Raw genomic sequence first — 18,175 nt, 5'->3', positions numbered from 1 at the left:
CAATCTCCGCTCCGCACATCGCGGACCTATGCCTGGACTCAGCCATACCTATCATCGCCTGCACCGATGACGCCGTGATGAAGCGTTGCACGCGCAAATTCTGACAATTCTGCAACCGGGAGGATTTGCGCTGCCCTGGAACGGTATCCGTTCCCTGTCCTCGCGGCGACTAGGCGGCTATCACGCTTGTCAGAGCGGAGAGGGTCTCTCCCATGGCACGGAGACATGTTCCCCATGCCGGCGACAAACAGATGGCACACACACTTGCCAGGAACGATCCATTCGTCCAGTGTCGGGCAGTGGAACAAATTGCCCGCTGAATCAGCGCCTCCACGCGGTCGAGCCACTGATCGAGCGAATGGTTGCTTGCCATCCACTCGCGCGCTCTGCGCCCCATTCGAACAACGCGCTGCGGATCGTTCCACAACGTCTCAATCGTCTCCGCCATCCCCTGGTCATCGCCAGGCTCAACGAGCACACCGGTCTCACCATCGATGAGATATTCGCTCAATCCAGGACGACGGGTTGCCACAACCGGCTTCCCCATTGCCTGTGCCGCCTGGACCGAGGTGCATCCCGCGCTCCACTGCGTCGATGCCCGAATGGGGACGATGATAAACCGGCTCTCCTCGTAACACTGCCGCAGGATACTGGGGTGGACAAACGGTTGCAGAGAAACGTTCGGCGGCAATCGCTCGCTCTCATGTCCGCCACGCCGCGTCACCCACGTGCTGCCCACGCGCAAATGGCAGGGAATGTGCGGCAGTCGCCGCATTGCGCGGATGAGCGTCGGATAGTCGCGGTGCGACAGACCCAGACTCTGGATGAACGCTTCACCACCGGTTGACGGACGTGAGGGCTTGTAGAAAGCGACATCGACCGGCGTGTGCAACGCAACCACGCGCTGGTCGTCAAGCCCAAGCGCCACTCGCATTCCTTCAGCCTCAGCGCGACTGATCGCTGCGATAACATCCCAGCGTCGCTGTAACTTCAGCGCCCTGATCAGGCGCAGCTTCTGGGGGGACATGCCGTGATGGAAGATGACCACGTGGCGGATGCGCCGGTCAAGCATGAGCGCCAGCGGGATACCGACGCGCTCCGAGAGGCTTACTACCACATCGTAGCCGCCGCGTTTTGCAAGGCGCGCCACTGCCATCGCCTGACGTACATCAAAGCGGAACAGATCCTCGAACCGTCGCGCCAGCCAGTTGGGACGGAGCGCGTTGTAGTCGTGATGCACTGTGCCAAAACGCTGCGCCAGATCCAGATAATCGACGCGCTGATGCCGACCGGCGCGCACCTCTGCACTAAGACTCGGCGGTGTTGTATTGGTTGCCACAACGAGCAAACGCATAGTCTACCCCTTTCCGATGCTGTAGAACCGATGCGCCTGTTGCGCGCTCGCCTCAGCGCATATCCATTTCTCTTACCCACGCCCGACGGCGGCGAAACACATCTTCGCTCGCCCCGGCGCGCACGCATGCATCACGTTTTGGCTTAACGCATTCCTCAAACAGTGTCGTTTTTATCTTCAAGCGATTGCCGCTCTTCTGCGCATACAAAAAGAAAGGTACGCTCCTTTCGCGCGAATCTGCGCCTATTCGGATTGCGCTACAAATACCGCAACACGCTCTCCGGGCGCTTCTTTCGTTCCACACGATAGCGTGAACAGAGCCAGACGAGCGGAACCATCCCCGCCAGCCAGATCGTATAACCGTAGATAATGCCCGGCAACGCAGGCGCATTGATAGCGAAGAACGCCTGTGCCAGCAGGTGGTACACAACGATATGCATTACATAAAAGAAGAGCGACGTTTGCCCGATCAGGGTCAGCACGCGCAACAGACCGGTTTCAATTCCCTTTGGGAAGGCGATCAGCACAGCGAAGATCAACGCCGCAATTCCCAATTTGAACGCCAGATAACTGAGGCTCGGCGGCGCTTTGCTCATCACCAGGAAATACGGCCAGGGATCGCCGGCGCGGTATGCCCCCAGATCGCCATAGCCGCCGATCAACCGTAGCGCCAGCCATAGCGCCAACAACCCCGCTCCGATTCCCACCCAGGTGCGCGGCTGTCGCAACAGCGGATGGCTCAGATTCCTCCCCAGCACAAATCCCAGCCACATGACCGGACCCCATCCCAGTAACGGGAATCCGACCGGCAACAATGTCTCGTAACTGTACGTCAGGAAGAGCGCCTGCGCCATGCTCTGCGGCGCGCCTGCTTCGAGTTGAGGGCGCAGAACTTCGAGAATCCCCTGATACGCTAACAGCGTTACGATGGCTGCCGCCAGGATCACGCGCGTCGGCAGCAGGCGCAGCCCGGCAAGGACGATCATCGCCAGCCCCATCGCCGTCAGCACGTGGATGTACGGCATCTTCCCCATCCACAACCAGGCGCAGATCGTCAGATCGAGCGCCATAATGACGCCTGCCCGCGCCAGAATAAAGCGACTGACACTCCAACTCGACGCGCCTTTGCGCACGCGCGACTGTTCGAGCAGCGCCAGGCTGACGCCTGCCAGGCAGAAGAAGATCGGCGACGCCAGCGTGGTAAGCAACCCGGAGAGCCAGTAGGGCGGGCTTTGCAGAGAAACTGGCTGCCCGCCATACGACTCCGCCTGCATCCCAACACCGATGAAAAAGGCGGCATGGGTCAGCGCCATGAGCGTCAGCGCCACGCCGCGCAGCGCATCGATGGCGGTGATACGACTGAGCGTTGCCGTTTGCGCAGCAGCGCTGGTCTGCGGGATGACGCCTGCGGTTGCGTGTGTTGTCATCAACTCTGGACCTTTGTTATACGGTACACTGCTGATATGGCTCACCGTGTACGCAAGGACCTCACAACCTGTTCATGATACGAGGGATAGTATGTGCGCCGGCGATATTTGTTCCACATAGCGGCGTTCTCTTCACCTGTACCGGATCATCAAGCATCCCTATGAAGTGATGATGAAGTTCCCAGGCGCTGAAAAATGACAATCCTGCAAGTCGCAGAGACGGCGCTGAGGAGTCATACCAATGACGATTGACGATGCCGCATGCTTGTCATGCTGAGCGCCGCGACGGGTCATGCCGAGCGCCGCGACGGGTCATGCCGAGCGCCGCGACGGGTCATGCCGAGCGCCGCGACGGGTCATGCCGAGCGCCGCGACGGGTCATGCCGAGCGCCGCGACGGGTCATGCCGAGCGCCGCGACGGGTCATGCCGAGCGCCGCGACGGGTCATGCCGAGCGCCGCGAGGAATCTGAGCGGGTCGCGCACGACCCCTCGCACTGCTCGGGGTGACCATGCCGGATGGTCACAGGGAATTGGTGTCACATCAAGGACGTTCGTGCCTGGACGCGAAATCAAAAAACGTGGCGTGGAGAATGCTCTACTCCACGCCACGCTCATCGACATCTGCCAGATTCTTGACGCCTACGCCCCGCTCCCCGTCAGGCTGCCGCTCATCCAGCGGATGTGGTTCGTCCCGATCTTCCACAGGTGCCCAAGCGTCTCGCGGTTGCTCGCCGCCTTGAGGAAGGTCATGATCGGACCGGGGCGCAACGACCATTCGCGCGCGGCGCGCTTCGCCCAGTACTCCAGGTCCTTCGAACTCAGGTGCGGATAGTTCAGCACCGTGTGGTTGTACATGTCGTAATCTTCCCAGCGATCCATCTGAATCCAGCCGTTCTCGACCGCTTCGTAGTAGAAGGGAGTGCCGGGGTACGGCGTGGCGATGTGGAACAGGGCGATGTCCAGCGGCAACCGCTTCGACAGCGCAATCGTCTGCTGGATGGTCTCGACCGTCTCGCCCGGCAGCCCGATGATGAAATAGCCCCAATTCTTGATTCCGACCTTGCGGCTGGCAGTGATCGTTTCTTCAATACGCTTGACCGTCGTACCCTTGCGGGCGCGCTTCAGCACTGCTTCGCTGCCGCTCTCCAGACCCCAGGCGATCATGAAGCAGCCAGCTTTCTTCATCAGCGCCAGTTCCTCGGCGTCCACAAAGTCCACCCGGCTGTTGCACGACCACTGAAGTTTGATGCCGTCCTTGATGATGGCATTGCACAGATCGTAGACGAACTCTTTCTTGACGGTAAACAGGTCGGCCTCGAAATGGATGTGGTGCATGCCCATCTCTTTGAGCATGTACATCTCTTCGAGCACATGCTGCGGGCTGCGGTGGCGCACGCTTGCCTGGTAGGTCACATGCTTGATACAGTAACGACAACCCGCCGGGCATCCGCGACTCGTCAACACAAACGTGTACGGTCCGCCAACGATTGGCACCTTGTATTTCTTCCAGGGCAGCATGTGGTGCAACGGCAGCGGCAGGCTGTCCAGGTTTTCGATGAACGGACGGTCAGGATTGATCTGGACTTCGCCGTGCTCGTTGCGGAAGGCGATGCCGCGTGTTTCGCGCAGCGCGCGCGCAATGACCTGCGGATACACCCCCAGGAAGCGTCCGCGCGTCGTCAGATACGATGCGTCCGGGAACGGCAACTTGCGCCAGGGCGACGTCAGGTCCGGGTTGCCGACCGGCACGGTCTCGGTCGCATGTTCGAGTTCCACCTGGCGGTCGATCGTCTGAATGACATCGAGAATGGTCATTTCCGGCTCGCCACGCACCACGATGTCGAGCGTCGGGTACGATTCGAGAGTCTCGCGGCTCATGGGCGTCACGTGCGTACCGATTGCCATGGTGATGGCGCCGACCGCCTTACCGATGAAAGTGGTGCGCATGTCGTTGGTGAGCGTCGGCGCAGTGGCGTGGATGATCATGTAGCGCGGCTTCTGTTTGTACATGTAGCGCTCGAACTCTTCCCACGACATTTCGAGTCCGATAGCATCGACCACATCCACGGTGTAGCCCGCTTGCTGTACGACGGCGCCGATCTGCGCCAGCGCCGTTTGGGGCCAGATGATGCCGTCGCGGGTGCGGCGCCCGACGCGCGCAATATCACGCAGGAACAGGTCGCCATCGGGCGAGGGCGGATTGAGCACCAGCACGTCGAGCCGCGGATGCTTTTCGCGCGGCATGTCCACAAACTTGATTTCACCGGCGCGCTCGTCGGCGCGGGCGGGGGCGACCAGTTTGATGCCCTGCTTCTTGTCGCCGGGCGCAATGTGCTTCCCGTTCGTTGCGTTCGTCTCATGCTCCGACATAGAACGTTCTTCCTCCCACGTGGGCAGCACGCTCGTGGCATCGGGGGTCGCGGGGTCTGCCGCCGCGAGGGTCCCCTGCACGGACCGCGCTGAACTGATACTGCATCATCAGCATAATCGCGCGCCGTGAATGTCTGCTGACAGGATGGTTGAACGCAGGTTACAGAGGTGACATATTTGAGGCGAGAGGGGCGAGGCGAGAGGGGCGAGGCGAGAGGTGGGAGGGGTTGGGGGTTGAGGGGTGAAGGTGGGAAGGTTACAGGTAGAGGCGTTGCACCGCAACGCCTGTGGACTTTCACCACTGGACGACGGGCATACTCCTGTTCTTCACCCTGCCCGACGAGTCGCCAGGGTCAGACGCAGAACGCGAGTAGTAACAGTCACGACGGGGCGACAGGGTTCTCGGTGCTCAGTTCTCAGTTTTCGGTTCTCCTACCCCCTGACCCCCTCCACCACATCCACCGGCGCCCCCGCAACTCCAGGCAACCGCACCTCCACCCGACGGTAGAGCCTCGCAGCAACAATGGCAGCGACTCCGTAGAACAACGCCGCGCATGCCATTGCGACAGTAAAGGTGCTGGCCATGCTGATGATAATCACCAGCGTCGAGCCGACCACCGAAAAGACCCCGTTCATTCCCCATGCCCACGGCACCAATTCGGCGCCATGCGCGCCAAGTTGCCGCAAACCGGTGGGGAACGGCATGCCCATGAGCAACGCAAGCGGCGCAATGATCAGGACGCTCAACGCTATGCGCGCGGCGTCCGGCAGGTGCAGCAACGCCTGAAACAGCGGCGGTAGCGCAACAATATACACACCAATCGCCAAAACAATTGCCGCCAACGCTATCCGAAGATGGGCGGATCTATCGATCAGACGACGGCTGAGCAGGCTTCCCACTGCCGAAAAAAGGAGCATACTGAAGATCGTTGTCGTAATCGCGCTTGTGGGATAGCCGATGAAGAGCGTGAAGCGCTGGATCAGCACGATCTGCACGAAAATGTAGCCAATGCCCAGAGCGCTGAAGTAAATCAACATCGGGCGCGCCATTGGCAACCGCAAGCCGCGTCGGTTGTGACGCCACAACGGTGCAACGATAAACGTGGCTGCGCTTGCCAGCGAAAAGCCGGACATAACGATCAGGATCAGATTCCCAATCGGGAAGCGGTTGAGTTTGCCGGTGAACGCCTGGTCGAAGGTTAGATTTTGCCACTTGAAATAATTGTAAAAGAACGGATTATCATCCGTTACCGGGAAGATGTTGAACGGATACGCCTCCTCGAAAGCGCGCGCATCCGGCGCATGCAGATACTCCGCATACACGGTATCGAGCCGCTGTAACGGATCGTGCAGCACGGCGAACGCATTGGATTCCGCCCATGCCCGCAGCCGCTCAATGGCCTCTGGGGAGAACGGCGACGGCGACACCAGCAGCGTCGCCTGAGTATTGGTGTCGTTGGCGACGATGGCAATGTGCGACGCAGGATCGGCGACGCCGCGACGACGCAACGCCTCGGCAGCCAGTGCCGTGATCCGCAGCATTTCGCGCGGCGGCTGATCGACGTTGCGCGTCCAGGCAAAAACTCCCTTCGGGTTGAGCCGGTTCAGAATCAGGGTGAACGAATCAACCGTGTAAATGTACGACTCCGACAGAACATATGCGCTGCCAGAGAGCGCCACCAGATTATCAAGCCCAATGCCCTGGATGAGATCATAGGTTGTGGCATCGCGCGTCAGGAAACTACGCCCCTCGGCAACAACAATCCGGGTAGAGGGATGGCCGGCGAGATTACCGCTGAACTCGCGGTACGGTCCTTCCAGCAACTTCACGACATCGGCATTCAACTCAATCGCGGTAATCTGTTGCGCCCCATACAATCGCGCCAGCAGAATGTCGAGACCGCCGCCGATCCCGATCTTCAACGCAGTGTCGTGCTTCAAACCCATGTGGTACGGCGCGCTGATGATCGCGTGATCGAGGAAGCGGAAGCGCTTCAGGTCCTCGTCCGTTCCGTCGAACCGGTACATGCCGGTCATCGACGTGCCATCGAGGGTCACCAGTTTCAGGTCGTACAATGGCGCGCGCTGAAACGCGTCGCTCGCCAGATAGACCTTGCTGATGCCGCCGACAATCATCGGTTCCTTTACCTGAATGGTTGGCAATACATCCACGCGCCCCACCGGATTCCAGCGCGTGTACTCCGGGTACGTGTTGAACTGCTGCTGCGCCCACCCAAGTTCTTTCGAGCCGGGCACAGGCAGGTGCAGCGACGCACCGATCAGAAGCCATCCGATCAGCGCCGCCTGCCCGATGCCGAGAATGGCAGCGCCAATGCGCCAGCGCCGTCCCGACGCAACACCAAACAACGCACTGCCCGCCAATGTGAGCAGCGCCGTCAGCACAATCGTTGCGGGACCGCCGATCATCTGAATGACCCACACAATCGCCAGCGTCGCCACACTGGCGCCCAGCATGTCGGCAAAGTAGAGCCGGTGCGCCTCCCGGTGCCACAAGGTGAACACGCCGGAAACGATCAGTCCGCCGAGGAAGAACGTTGTGAAGAGTCCGACGAAATATACCGCCAGACCGATGAGGGTGTGCGCGATCTGACCGCCGCGCAACGGATCAATGGCGATGCTGCCGATGATCGCCAGATTGATCAGCACCATCAGGCTATACGCAACAACAAGTTTCCCCAGCCGACGCTTGAGAGTATCCGCATCCCACGCGCGCACCGCCAGGAATGTGCCGGACGCGCCGCCGCCGAGCAACGCTACTCCGATGATCAGGTAGGTAAAGTGGTGCCAGATCATGATCGAAAAGATGCGGGTGAACGTCACCTGCAACGCCAGAATGCTCGCCGTCACCAGCGCCAGCCCCAGATATCTGCGCCAGGAAGAATGTTGAACATTCGTCATGGATTAGGTCTCCCTCTTCTTTAATGTATCGTCCACTCCACAGGCGCAGATGCGACCCAGCCGAGCGCCCGCTGGATCAGAGCAGCATCGCTCGACTATTTCATGACAACTTGACTGGAACAACTCTTGACGCTGCTGTGACAGGCGACGGCAGCGCAGCGGAGGATATGCCTTCCTGCCAGGATGCGATGCGCCCTGGTGCAACAATCCGCGGTGTCATTACTGCATTCTGAGAAAAGTATCGTCTCTTTGGATTTCTTTTCGTCCATCTGGTCAGACATGGACCAGACTGATGAGATAAGGTTTCGCTTCAGTGCCCTGTGAGGATACCGTTCTGCCGTGCCTGAAAGTAACGCTCCGGCGTCGATCGTCACCTCCGCCAATCTCACAGGAAGATCAACCAGATATTGGACCATCTCGTGATCGGCGTTGGCTGAGCCTGTCGAAGCCAACGCCGGCCGCTCCACAGGCGCAGGCTCGATTGTCTGAGTTTTGGTTGATCTTCCTATCAGGATGTGGAGTTTTCTTAAACGCGATGAACGTTTTCCTCGTCCCGAAGCCTTTTTCTTCCTCATCCCCCTGCCCCCTCTCCAGCGCTGCTAGAGAGGGGGCGTTGAGGCATTCTAATACCCAAGAACGGACGGTTAACATGAGGGCTTGCCGGAAAATACACCCTTGCAGCACCGAACGGCGCGAAAGAGAAATATCGCAAAAGCGAACGTTCTCATTTCCCTCTGTGACCTCTGCGCCTCTGTGGTTCAAAAGAGCGGGCATCAAAGCGCGGCACGACGTCCTGCCGCCAGGTGACGGTCATCTATAATATGCCCTCACCTGTCGCCTCCCGGCAGCCAGCGCCACCGCACCGTAGGCGACTCCCCCCACACGCTTTTGCTCGGCGCTCGCCAGCACGCTATCAATCGTCACCTGGCGCAGTATGCGCCTGCGGTGTTCCAGGGGCAGCAGAAGCGCCGGCGCGCGCTGCGACTCCGCACTAATAACCGCTTCGAACATCAACACGCCCTCAGACTCATTCCACATCAGGTTGCGCATCTCCGCCTGATCGCGCATCTCGGTGAACGCCAGCCATTGTTCCGCCGACACAATCATCACCCCGCGCGACGCCGCATGGTCGAGCACGCGGTCGAACCACACACTCGCCGCCTCCGCCTTCTCGCCGCCAAAGGCAAACGGGTCGATATGACACTGTAATCCAAGCGCCGAGGGATATTGCTCTACCGCTGCATCGATCTGCCGGCACGCGATGGCAATGGCTTCATTGACATCCACTCCCATCTCGTAGCCGGTGTCGAACACCCGCATCAGGTGCTCATCGACAATGTGCGTATGCTGCTGATAGACTCGCAACAGATTCCCTTGCTCATCGACGAACGGCATGGGCAGTCCGCTCCCCGTGAGGTACCCATGAACCCAGCGCCCGTCTGCGCGACGCATCAGCGGACCACTGTGGTAGTGGTCGAGACTCATGCGTAGTCCATACTGCGCCTGCACCCGCGCTGTTTCGACCCACCCCGACCAGAGCACCCGATGGGTGCGCACGGTTGGCTCAGCCGGTCCATACCCCAGTTTGATGAAGGTATTCCAGTACTCGTGATACCCCTTGCCCACTCCCTGTTCAACGTAGGGATGCAATCCGAACCCGTGTCCCCTTTCGCGCCAGCGCGCCACATCTTTCGGAGTGGGGTACCCTGCGTCGTCGGTGAAGACCGCGCCGGCAACCGGCAATTCTTCAGCCAACCAACGAACCCGGCGCAGCGTCCGCGACCGGTTGCTCATCGGCGGCGGGGCATAGTAGATCGACAGCGCGCCATCGTACCGGCTGACCAGTTCCAGCGCCGTAGCAATATGGGAAGCCAGCAGTCCGTGCGCATCACCGGTTGCCACCAGAACCGCAGAAGCGCCAGCCGGCAGGTGCCAGAGGCGCGGCAGCGGCGCCTCACCCGCCAGCGCATGGATCATATTTGCGAGCAATCGCTGCTGCTCGTCTGCCTGCGGAATGTCAATACGATCAAGATCGATCCAATCCACAAACAGATCAACCGTCCGAACGCCTTCCATCCCGTCGCGCTCCTGGTTTGCCGCTGCCGGATTCCCCTGGCGGATGAGGGCGATGTTACGGGGCAGGTCGAATGCCCACAGCGCAGCGATGCCTTTTTTGGCGCGCATCAGCGTCACAGCAGGGTAGGACGTTCGGCTGCTGTCACGACGGGCGATCCAGGCGACCGCCTCAGCGCCCGCCAGTTCATACTGCGCCATCGGGGTGTGAACCTGAAGCGCCTGGGTGGTAATGCCCTGCGCGAGCAGATGATCGGCGACCGCCAGCATTCCGTCGGTCACATCACCTCCGAGCGCGCGCACACCCATGAGGTCGGCGAGGCGCGGATCGGGACGAAATGCAATCAGATGCCCGCCATTCAGCACATATGCCCGGAACAGATCGGACGCTTCTGCGGTCAACGGACCGACTGTCAGCAGCACGAGCGGAAACTGCGCCAGCAGCGCCGGATTGATCGCATCGAGGCGTGCCATCCGAAACGCTACGAACCCTTCCGCGCGCAGAATAGCGCCAAGGTACGCGCCAAACGACGGCTGCGCACCTGGATTCGTCACCAACAGGATAGGCGCGCCAGGCGTCGGTATACCTGCAACCGGCGTCTGAAAGACCGATGATTCAGGATACGGTGGGGGAAGCGGAGCGTTGGCGACGACATACCCCGTTGCGCCAAGCGCCCCGGCTGCAACCGTGCATGCACACGCCTGAAGGAAGCGACGGCGGGAGATGATTGGACGAGATGTGCGTTTCGTCATAGTCATTGTCAGTACGTGAATACAGGTCTACGCATGCATGTCGCACAGCAACTCGCCACGCCGCCTGCTGCAAAACTATCGATCTGATTGCCCGAAAGGCGCTGCCCCGACTGTGCCCTGATGCAGGCAGATGATCTGTCACGTCCGGGGGGCTGCACACGAACAGCACGGGCATGATGGACAGGACCGGATCGGCGAAGGCAATACCTTCGCCGATCCCGCGAGATCTGCCGCCAATCCCTTTGCCGACCTCGCCTCACGAGACCGCCGCAGTCCGCACGCTCTCGGCATTCGCGGCGACATCCGACACGCTATTGCCGGTAAGATCACGCGCCGCCAGACCCTCGCGCGCGCTCAGTTCCGCCAGCACGCGCGCCAGGCTCCAGGCGCTCACCAGTTGCACGCCGGTCAGCACCATGAGCGCGCTGACCACCGGCGCAAACCACGAGACCTGCAACGCCGGATTGGTCAGATCGAAAGCGACGGCGGCGACATAGAGCGCAACACCCAGCAGAACCGCCAGAATTCCCAGCCACCAGTAGTGCTTCTCGATCTTGCGTCCGTTGCCGCGCGGACCGAACATGCCCTGCCGGATCGGGCGCTTGTGAAATAGCGCAACGATATAACTGAACGATGTCCCGGTCGTGTACAGCGTCACCCCGGCGACCGCCAGCACCAGCGCGCCGAACAGACGCGGGAAGGAGACGACCGAGTCGATGCCGAACGCCTGCAAGCCGAACGCCAGCACCATCACCAGCATGCTCAGCAGGAGCAGCAATGCGCCGATGCCGCCGAAGATCCGCACCGGATTATAGGTCAACGCCGTCCATACAATACTCTTGAAGAAACGCAACCCATCGCGCACCACACTCAGTTTGCTGCGCCCGGAGCGTTCCTTGTACGGAATGGGCACTTCGACCATGCGCAGGTTTTCGTGCAGCGCTCGCGTGCTCATTGCCGGCGTGAAGTCGAGTGTATCGGGAAGCGGATAGAGAATTGGCAATACCTCGCGTCGGATGACCCGCTGACCACTCGCGCTATCGCTGATGCGCACACCCGCAACCAGGGAGAGCAGGTTGGCAAAAATGAAATTTCCGATACGTCGCACCAGCGGCATCTCGCTCGTTGCGCCTGCCATTCGGCTGCCGATCACCAGGTCGGCGCCATCGAGCGCGACCCGGCACATCTGCGGAAAATATTCGGGCGGATAGGTGCTATCGGCGTCGAGAAAGCCGAGCAACTCGCCGCTTGCCGCCTGAAAGCCGGTCTTCAACGCCCCGCCATACCCTTTGTTCGGCTGTTGAATCAGGCGCACCCGCGGTACGTAGCGCCGCACGATTTCCGCCGTTCGGTCGCGCGAACCGTCATCGACTACGATGCACTCCAGCGCATCAACGCCATATTTCGGCAATTCAGGCTCGATTGCCAGCACCCGCTCAACAATGGCTGCAATTCCATCTTCTTCGTTATACGCCGGGATCACTACCGATAACGTTGTCATACGCCTGATTCCTCCTCACCTGCACCCATCGCACAGCGCCGCCGGGCGCGCTCTGGGAATGTCCACGTTGGCTCACTGATAGAGATCGTGGCATGGAGATATGACAATCGGATGACGCAACGGGGGAACAGGGGTGAGGGGTGCGTCAGAAGCCGGCGACTTCTGCATGATCCAGATATGGTATGCGGAACAGACCCAAACACGGCGCGGGTCTCCCCGCTCCCGCACACGCGAACAGGGCAGGGGGTAATACCAATGACGATTGAAGATGCCGCATGCTGGTCATTCCGAGCGCAGCGACTTGTCATTCCAAGCGCAACGACTTGTCATTCCGAGCGCAGCGACTTGTCATGCCGAGCGCAGCGACTTGTCATGCCGAGCGCAGCGACTTGTCATTCCGAGCGCAGCGACTTGTCATTCCGAGCGCAGCGAGGAATCTAAGCGGGTCGCGCACGCCCCCTCGCACTGCTCGAGGTGACCATGCCGGATGTGCACCGGGAATTGGTATCAGTCAAACTCGCGTACCGACCACCGGCGCCGGTTGGTGAACTCCCCGCTCCCGCACACGGGAACGGGGCTGGGGGTAACACCAATGACGATTGAAGATGCCGCACGCTTGTCATGCCGAGCGCAGCGACTTGTCATGCCGAGCGCAGCGAGGAATCTAAGCGGGTCGCGCACGCCCCCTCGCACTGCTCGAGGTGACCATGCCGGATGTGCACCGGGAATTGGTATCAGTCAAACTCGCGTACCGACCACCGGCGCCGGTTGGTGAACTCCCCGCTCCCGCACACGGGAACGGGGCTGGGGGGGAGGGTACAACGGCGCATCCCAACGCCATGCATGCCCGCTTTACTCATGCGTTCGGTCCGCCCTTGAACGCCGGCAAAAAGGGGCAAGCCAGTCCAGCGCCGCATTATGCGCATCAGCCAGACGCTCGGACGAAATATGCGATACGCGATAGGAACAACGGTGAGAAACAAGCGCCAATCGCCCGTAGCGACGTTGCAACCCAACATCACCGCACCGGATACGGCTCAATACACCGGAACGTTCGCTGGCGCCGCCGGCTGACTGCGCAGATCGCGCACGATGCGCGCCGGATTGCCGACGGCGACGCAGTAATCGGGCACATCGCGGGTGACGACCGCGCCGGCGCCAACAACAGCGTTTTTACCGATGCGGACCCCGTCCAGGATAATTGCGCCGCCGCCGATCCAGGCGCCATTCTCGACCGTAATCCCCTGGCAGGTAATCCCCTGAAGACTGATCGGTCGGCTCGTGTCGTGATACACATGGTTGACCGCCAGCATCTGCACCAGCGGCGCAAGAAAGACATCATCGCCGATGGTAATGCCGCCCTGCCCGCGCAAAATGCACGCCTCGCCGATCAGCGACCGGGCGCCGATCCGAATGCCAGCACGCGGCAGATCGCGGAAATTGTAGACGTGCAGGATGGCATTCTTCATCACATAACTGTCGGGACCGATGGAAATACCGCCAGGACAGGCGTGCAGGTAGACGCCATGATCGAGATACACACCGCGCCCCAGGCGCACATTATCGGCAAAGCGGATGCGCACGCCCTCCTCGATGGCTGCCACACCGTCCATGTGCAGGATTGCGCGATACAAAACCGCCCGCACGCCAATCCCGACGATACCGGGAATCCATCCCGCCGCCGCCTGGACGATCTGCTCCCAGATATACCGACCAATCGACGATGCCTGGCGCGAGAGGTAAAGATTGACCTGCTTCATGACAATCTGCTGCGTCTACGACTTCTGCTATACCGTGAGCGATGCGGTTTTGCCGCTGAGGATGCGGTCAATGTCTGGCGCTCCCCATGATTGCGCTGAGGTCGGGTGCGATCTGGCGGCGCATCTTCCGCCAATTCCCCCCCACCGCAGCGATTTGGGCATATGCGCTGAGGTCGGGTGCGATCTGGCGGCGCATCTTCCGCAGAACGCGCATCATCCGCTGACGGTCGTTTTACGCCATTGCGAGTGTGCGCTGATGTGTGCGCAGCGCCTGACCGGAGATCACGCGCGTCTTCGCCCGATTGCTGCACGATAGCGCCTGGAGGCGGCGTCACGAGAACGCGATCTTCTCCTGTATCAGTGTCGGGCGGCGGTGTAATGATCACATGCTCGGCTTCGGGAATGTCAGACGTATCCACATCAAAGATGACCGGCTCTCCCGCAGCGGTTGCGCGAGAAGTCCGGCGAGAATCGTCATCATCCGGCGATACGGCGACGCCATTGCCTGAGAGGTCCGGCAGGGCAGGCTGCCGACGCCAGGGCCAGGCGCCGATCAACGGTCGGCGGGCTGCCTCGAACGCAGCCGGTTCGAGCAGCACTACCCCCATCAAATAGGTGCGCTGGTCTTTCTGTAGGCGCTGTTTGCTTTGCACCACCACGTCCTGCTCATCAGTCGCCGGATCTACCACGAAAACCACGCCATCCGTGTGGGGCGCCAGCAGCGCCGCATCCGGTCCCACCATCGCCGCCGGTCCATCAAAGATCACCACATCGGCGACACTGGTGAACAGGTGAGTCAATTCGTGCCAGCGACGCGAACTCAGCATCGCCGGCTGAGCATCGAGAGTTGGCGCCACCGGCAGCAAGGCGACGTTTGGAATAGCCAGGGGAACAAGGTGCGTCCGCAATGCCTGACGATCTCCCGCCGCGAGGCGAGTCCACAGACGACCAGAGTCTGGATCGGCGCGCAGCAGGCGCGACAGGTGCGGGTCGGTCGGCTCGGCATCCACCAGAAGCACACGGTGCCCCGAGCGCGCGAACAGTTCCGCGAGATCGGCGCTGACGGCGCTGCGCGCTTCGTTTGGATGCGCACTGGTCACCAGCAGGGCGTGAAGCCCCCCTTCGCGCGTCGACAGCATGAGGTTGGTCTGCACCTGACGTATGGCTTCGAGGCGGCGTTCCGCCTGCGCCTTAGCAACATGCTGGATGGGCGGTCCTTTGGGAACGCTTCCAAGCACCGGGAGATCAATCCGATCACGAATATCACCCGGACTGCGCAGCCGCGGATCGACACGATCCAGCACATAGGCCGCTGCCACGGCAATGACGAATCCGCCAAGACCGGCAAACAGGATCGTCATGTTGCGCCGGGAGGGAAGAGGAGCGGAAGGCGGCTCGGCCGGCTCGAACGGCGTCAGCACATTGACCACGCTATTATTCTTGAACGAGAGCAGGCGATTGTACGTCTCCTGCTCCTTGCTCAAACTCGCCTCGAGTTGCATCAGCGTCTGATTGATTTCGGCGAGGTCGCTGGCGGAGACCACCTGCTGGCGGCGAAACGTCGTCTCCTCGATACGCGCGCGCAGATCATTCAGGCGCACCTCGCTCTCGCGCAACTGCTGCTCAATGGTCATCTGCTCAGCCGCCACTTTGTCGGGCGAGGTCGGGCTATACGCGATCAACTGGTCGGCAACGGCATTGGCGATTGCCGCAGCGCGCACCGGGTTCGAGTCGGTCACATAGATTTCGAGCAGGTTGGCGCTTGGCACCACCGAGGTACGCAGCATGGAGTTGGCGATCACATTCCAGGAGAATGGCAGATTCAGCTTCTCCTGCACCGGCTGGAGAATACGTTCACGCTTCGCCAATTCGCCGTAGAAACGCCCAAGCGACGAACCCAATTGCAACTGGATCGGATCGGGGCGCTGGCTTTCGAGCGTATTGCCGATCATGAGCGTCGCGCGGGCGACGTAGTAGCGCGTTTCATAGCGGCTGATTGCAAACGCGACACCGCTGGAGAGCGGCACCGTAATAAGCATAATCCACCACCAGCGCAGGATCGGTCGCGCCAGGCGGATCAACTCACCCGGAGTAATCATCATAGACTGTCGTTCCTGGCTAGCCAACCGCATAGACTCCTGGCTTCCTTGCTATCGAACCGAAAAGAACGGCGCTCCGACAGAACGCTCGTACAGCGATTGCGCCACCCCTCGGCGCGTCAGCGCGACTTCTTCCTGGTGCATGATCCACGCAACCGCTCCCAGCAAGTCGTTCGCAACGTGATCCGGCGGATGCTGCTGTGTTTCAGGGCGCGCGAGTTGCTGCGCACCTCGTCCTGTACGCACCAGTATACTACGTATTCCTATCGCATGCCCGGCGGCAATATCGCTCCATGCATCACCAACCAGGTAGGCATGCGCGAGATCGACGTTCCACCGACGCGCCAGATCGCGCAACATGCCGGGGCGCGGCTTGCGACAATCGCACTTCGCGTGATCGTCGTGCGGGCAGTAGCGGATGTCGTGGATCTGCCCTCCATGCAGGGCGACCTGCACCTGCATGCGGGTGTGAATATCTTCGACCACGCTCGCCGGAACGATGCCACGCCCGATAATCGCCTGATTGGTCACCACAAAGACGCGAAAACCGGCAAGGTTGAGCCAGCGCAATGCCGCCAGCGCACCCGGCAAAAACACAAACTCCTGCCACGACTTGACATGATCGACACGATTTTCGTTGATGACACCATCGCGATCCAGGAAGACTGTTTGCATGGCTCCGCCTTTCAACCGAACGGGGTTCGGATTGCCGGTTTCCTCGTGGTCGTGTATCGGAAAACGCGCCGGGTCGTCCCAGCAGCCTATTCGTTCCAGTTGTAGGGTGAGTTGAGCAGGTTCGTGTGCAGCAGAATGCGCGAACCCTCGAATTCGAAGGCGAACCGCACCTGGATCAATCCCAGACGTTCGAGCGCAGCATGCACCGCCTCCTGGCGCTCTTCACGGCAGTAGATCATCAAAAAGCCGCCACCGCCGGCGCCGGTGATTTTGCCGCCGCCGGCGCCCGCCGCCAGCGCAGCCGCATATGCGTCATCAATGGCGCTGTTGGAGATACCGCTGGCGAGTTGCTTCTTGTGGCGCCAGCTTTCGTCGAGCATGGCGCCAAAATCATCGAAACGCCCCGTTTCGAGCGCCGCCTTGATCTGCCATCCGAGTTCCTTGATGCGATGCAACGCTTCGACCGTCCTGCCGCTGCGCTGCTCGCTGCGCTCGCGCTGCTCGCTGAGAATCTCGCGCGCCTGCCGGGTGGCGCCGGTGTAAAACAGCATCAGGCGCCGTTCGAGTGCGCGAATGTTGCCGACGCTCATGGCGAGCGGCGTGACCCGCACTCCCTCGGCGCTGAACTCGAAGCAGTTGAGACCGCCGAAAGCGGCTGCGTATTGATCCTGCTTGCCAATAGGGGCTTCGAGACGTTTCGTTTCGATTTCGTATGCCGTTTCGGCCAACTGGCGTTTGTTCATTGCTTCACCCGCCAGCGTGCTGCAAATGTTGCAGAGCGTGACCGATACGGCGCTCGATGACCCCAACCCTGTCCCCGGCGGCACTTCCGATGCAATGAAAATATTCAGCGGAACGCGCAGGTTGAAGTGTTCGTAGATCACCTGCCCCATGCGCATTTCGAGACTGCTGCTGACGACCCGACCATCGACCGGCACCTGGAGAATACTGCCGCGATAATCCGCCGAAATGACCTGAAAAGTGGTATCGAAGTTTTTGGTGACGATGCCGTAGATGTACTTATTGATCGAAGCGCTGACAACCATGCCGCCAAAACGCTCGTAGTACGCCGCAAGATCGGTTCCGCCGCCGCCAAAACTGATCCGCACCGGAGAGCGCGCAATAAGCATTCTCTGTCTCCTTGCCCGCGAAACATGCCGATTGCAGCCATGAATGACAAACTGCGGCTGCGCGAGCCACAGCGTCATCAGTCGCTTTCACTGTAACACGGCGCAATGACGCG

General features: G+C 60.7%; 10 protein-coding genes. All 10 read right to left on the bottom strand.

The window, feature by feature from the left end; translation table 11 throughout:
• Nucleotides 1-169: 169 nt before the first annotated feature.
• Nucleotides 170-1,354, bottom strand: coding sequence for a glycosyltransferase family 4 protein (locus RCAS_RS02350; RefSeq protein WP_011997990.1), 1,185 nt, complete (start codon nucleotides 1,352-1,354; stop codon nucleotides 170-172).
• 257 nt (nucleotides 1,355-1,611) lie between these two features.
• On the bottom strand, nucleotides 1,612-2,781 hold the full coding sequence (locus RCAS_RS02345; protein ID WP_011997989.1) for a DUF1624 domain-containing protein: 1,170 nt from the start codon (nucleotides 2,779-2,781) through the stop codon (nucleotides 1,612-1,614).
• A gap of 640 nt (nucleotides 2,782-3,421) precedes the next feature.
• A complete protein-coding gene (locus tag RCAS_RS02340; protein ID WP_011997988.1) occupies nucleotides 3,422-5,152 on the bottom strand; it encodes a B12-binding domain-containing radical SAM protein in 1,731 nt (576 codons plus the stop codon).
• Between the two features lie 432 nt (nucleotides 5,153-5,584).
• Nucleotides 5,585-8,071: a spermidine synthase family protein gene (locus RCAS_RS02335; RefSeq protein WP_011997987.1), complete on the bottom strand. Its 2,487-nt coding sequence runs from the start codon at nucleotides 8,069-8,071 to the stop codon at nucleotides 5,585-5,587.
• Between the two features lie 810 nt (nucleotides 8,072-8,881).
• On the bottom strand, nucleotides 8,882-10,897 hold the full coding sequence (locus RCAS_RS02330; protein ID WP_041330142.1) for a twin-arginine translocation signal domain-containing protein: 2,016 nt from the start codon (nucleotides 10,895-10,897) through the stop codon (nucleotides 8,882-8,884).
• A gap of 256 nt (nucleotides 10,898-11,153) precedes the next feature.
• The gene (locus RCAS_RS02325; protein ID WP_011997985.1) at nucleotides 11,154-12,398 is read right to left on the bottom strand and encodes a glycosyltransferase family 2 protein; all 1,245 of its coding nucleotides are present in this window, start codon (nucleotides 12,396-12,398) and stop codon (nucleotides 11,154-11,156) included.
• 1,037 nt (nucleotides 12,399-13,435) lie between these two features.
• Nucleotides 13,436-14,158, bottom strand: a complete 723-nt coding sequence (locus RCAS_RS02320) for an acyltransferase (RefSeq protein ID WP_011997984.1) — start codon at nucleotides 14,156-14,158, stop codon at nucleotides 13,436-13,438.
• Entirely contained in the window at nucleotides 14,155-16,260 is a 2,106-nt protein-coding gene (locus tag RCAS_RS02315) for a BY-kinase domain-containing protein (protein WP_232280133.1), read from the bottom strand. Before RCAS_RS02315 ends, RCAS_RS02320 begins: the two co-directional genes overlap by 4 nt.
• Nucleotides 16,261-16,308: 48 nt before the next feature.
• On the bottom strand, nucleotides 16,309-16,932 hold the full coding sequence (gene gmhB, locus RCAS_RS02310; protein ID WP_011997982.1) for a D-glycero-beta-D-manno-heptose 1,7-bisphosphate 7-phosphatase: 624 nt from the start codon (nucleotides 16,930-16,932) through the stop codon (nucleotides 16,309-16,311).
• A gap of 86 nt (nucleotides 16,933-17,018) precedes the next feature.
• Complete coding sequence (locus RCAS_RS02305) at nucleotides 17,019-18,062, bottom strand: GHMP family kinase ATP-binding protein (RefSeq protein WP_011997981.1); 1,044 nt, start codon at nucleotides 18,060-18,062, stop codon at nucleotides 17,019-17,021.
• Nucleotides 18,063-18,175: the final 113 nt, after the last annotated feature.

The sequence above is a fragment of the Roseiflexus castenholzii DSM 13941 genome (assembly GCF_000017805.1).
Classification (GTDB): domain Bacteria; phylum Chloroflexota; class Chloroflexia; order Chloroflexales; family Roseiflexaceae; genus Roseiflexus; species Roseiflexus castenholzii.
The sequence above is the reverse complement of the archived record's forward strand: the minus strand, read 5'-3'. Positions and strand labels throughout refer to the sequence as shown.

Coding starts and splice junctions, on each gene's coding strand:
- RCAS_RS02350 (WP_011997990.1), bottom strand. CDS start 1,354: ATGCGTTTGCTCGTTGTGGCAACCAATACAACACCGCCGAGTCTTAGT.
- RCAS_RS02345 (WP_011997989.1), bottom strand. CDS start 2,781: ATGACAACACACGCAACCGCAGGCGTCATCCCGCAGACCAGCGCTGCT.
- RCAS_RS02340 (WP_011997988.1), bottom strand. CDS start 5,152: ATGTCGGAGCATGAGACGAACGCAACGAACGGGAAGCACATTGCGCCC.
- RCAS_RS02335 (WP_011997987.1), bottom strand. CDS start 8,071: ATGACGAATGTTCAACATTCTTCCTGGCGCAGATATCTGGGGCTGGCG.
- RCAS_RS02330 (WP_041330142.1), bottom strand. CDS start 10,897: ATGACGAAACGCACATCTCGTCCAATCATCTCCCGCCGTCGCTTCCTT.
- RCAS_RS02325 (WP_011997985.1), bottom strand. CDS start 12,398: ATGACAACGTTATCGGTAGTGATCCCGGCGTATAACGAAGAAGATGGA.
- RCAS_RS02320 (WP_011997984.1), bottom strand. CDS start 14,158: ATGAAGCAGGTCAATCTTTACCTCTCGCGCCAGGCATCGTCGATTGGT.
- RCAS_RS02315 (WP_232280133.1), bottom strand. CDS start 16,260: ATGATGATTACTCCGGGTGAGTTGATCCGCCTGGCGCGACCGATCCTG.
- gmhB (WP_011997982.1), bottom strand. CDS start 16,932: ATGCAAACAGTCTTCCTGGATCGCGATGGTGTCATCAACGAAAATCGT.
- RCAS_RS02305 (WP_011997981.1), bottom strand. CDS start 18,062: ATGCTTATTGCGCGCTCTCCGGTGCGGATCAGTTTTGGCGGCGGCGGA.